The sequence below is a fragment of the Shigella sp. FC1967 genome (assembly GCF_001743005.1).
Classification (GTDB): Bacteria; Pseudomonadota; Gammaproteobacteria; order Enterobacterales; family Enterobacteriaceae; genus Proteus.
In genome coordinates, this window is sequence record NZ_MIIZ01000971.1 from 1 (window position 1) to 1,534 (window position 1,534).

Consider the following 1,534-nt stretch of genomic DNA (forward strand, 5'->3'; position numbering starts at 1 on the left):
AAAAATGCTGGAGATGATCAACTCAGCTCGCCAGAGCGGTATTCATGGAACGAACTTCCGAACGTCATGCCACACGCTGGTGGAGAACGGCCTGTTGAACAAGTACCGGAATGCTTCTCTAAAGCTGGCCTTTAGGCTGACCGACGATGGCAGGGAACGTGCGGGAGAGATATACCGAAAACGGCTGGAAGAAGAGCAGGAGAAGTAAATACGCCCCATAACGGGGCGTATCGAGTTAAACGGCAAAGCCGTAGTGGGTGCCGTCAGGAAGTTCAACATCGAGGCGTAGCTTGCCACCGGAGGCCTCAACGTACCGCTTAATGGACGACAGCTTGAGATCTCGTCCAGGTTTTTCCATCTCGGAGACTGTCGGCTGTCTCACACCCAGAGATGCAGCAATTTCCCCCTGGGTAAGGTTCATGCGATCACGAAGCTCTGCCAAGTGGATGTTCAGTAACATCTCAGTGGCCGCTTTCTGTGCTTTGGCAACAACCTCAGGCTTTTCTGTTGCCAGCATTTGGTCAAGAGTTCTTGCCATAACGTCACTCCTTCTTCAATTTATCCAAGTGCGCCGCAAACTCACGGTCTGCAATTGGGATCATTACTTCATAAAACCTTTTCTCGTCCCCGGTCTTGTTACCGGCGCAGAGAAGAATCCCCTTACGCTTTGGATCGAACGCAAAGAACGCTCTGATAGGATCTCCTTTGCTTTGGACCCGAAGCTCTTTCATGTTGCTGTAGGATGAACCGTTAACAGTATCCGCGTATGGCCTCGACAGCATGGGGCCTCTATCTCGCAGCACCATCATCGAAGCCAGCACGTTTGCTCTATCGGTATCATCCAGAGCATCGAACCACTCATCAAAGGTGTCGGTTGTCTCGATGACCCACATGATTTCCCCTTACTTAATATAGGTGCAATCCTATATAGATTCAAACCTATAATCAAGAAAAATCGGCGGCGATGGGGGCCGAAATGTCGGTAAGTAGTCATGTGACTAAAATAGGGGGTAGAATAAGCCTCGATATAGTCATGTGACTAAAAGGTGTCCTGAATGAACAACCTGCCCCTACTGCTCGATGCAAGAGAAGCCATTGACTACTACCACCAGCATCCAGGCATGACTGATGCAGAAAAGGCCTATGTGGTCGCGTTCCTAAGCGGAGAGGGGCGTTCAAACAGTCAGATCAGAGAGGATCTGGGTATTGAGAAGGTCTATACGGTTACACACCTGAAACGCGCCGGTACGCTATCGGAGGAAGAGCTAACACTCTGGCTCAGAAATCCACGCAAGATCACCCTGGGGCATGTGAGGGCCGTGGCTAAGTTACCTTTCAGCAAGAGAGAAAAGCTCCTGAGGGATCTCCTGCATACCAGGACACCGGTTCATAAATTTGAGGCGATAGCGAAGGGCAAAGAAGTGGACAGGGATGCAGACATTAAGCGCCTGGAGACCCTGATGAGCGATGCTACGGGTAGGCCTATCAAAGTTCGCTACAACCCCGCGAAGCGCTCCGGGGAACTGACGCTGGG

At 51.1% G+C, this 1,534-nt stretch carries 4 protein-coding genes; 2 read left to right on the forward strand and 2 right to left on the reverse strand.

What is annotated here, in order from left to right; genetic code table 11:
* Window positions 1-208, forward strand: a 208-nt coding sequence (locus tag BHE89_RS26205) for a chromosome segregation protein ParM (RefSeq protein WP_286146240.1), incomplete at its 5' end; no start/stop codon positions are given.
* Between the two features lie 27 nt (window positions 209-235).
* Here BHE89_RS26205 and BHE89_RS16895 read toward each other — a convergent pair.
* Entirely contained in the window at window positions 236-538 is a 303-nt protein-coding gene (locus BHE89_RS16895) for an XRE family transcriptional regulator (RefSeq protein ID WP_000124640.1), read from the reverse strand.
* Window positions 539-542: 4 nt separating this feature from the next.
* The gene (locus BHE89_RS16900) at window positions 543-893 is read right to left on the reverse strand and encodes a type II toxin-antitoxin system RelE/ParE family toxin (RefSeq protein ID WP_000270043.1); all 351 of its coding nucleotides are present in this window, start codon (window positions 891-893) and stop codon (window positions 543-545) included.
* A gap of 162 nt (window positions 894-1,055) precedes the next feature.
* On the opposite strand from BHE89_RS16900, the gene BHE89_RS16905 reads away from it, so the two are divergent.
* Window positions 1,056-1,534: transcriptional regulator (locus tag BHE89_RS16905; RefSeq protein ID WP_128860651.1), on the forward strand; the 479-nt coding region annotated here is incomplete at its 3' end.

Excerpts from the sequence above, each read along its gene's own strand:
- BHE89_RS16900 (WP_000270043.1), bottom strand. The coding sequence starts at position 893 with ATGTGGGTCATCGAGACAACCGACACCTTTGATGAGTGGTTCGATGCT.
- BHE89_RS16895 (WP_000124640.1), bottom strand. The coding sequence starts at position 538 with ATGGCAAGAACTCTTGACCAAATGCTGGCAACAGAAAAGCCTGAGGTT.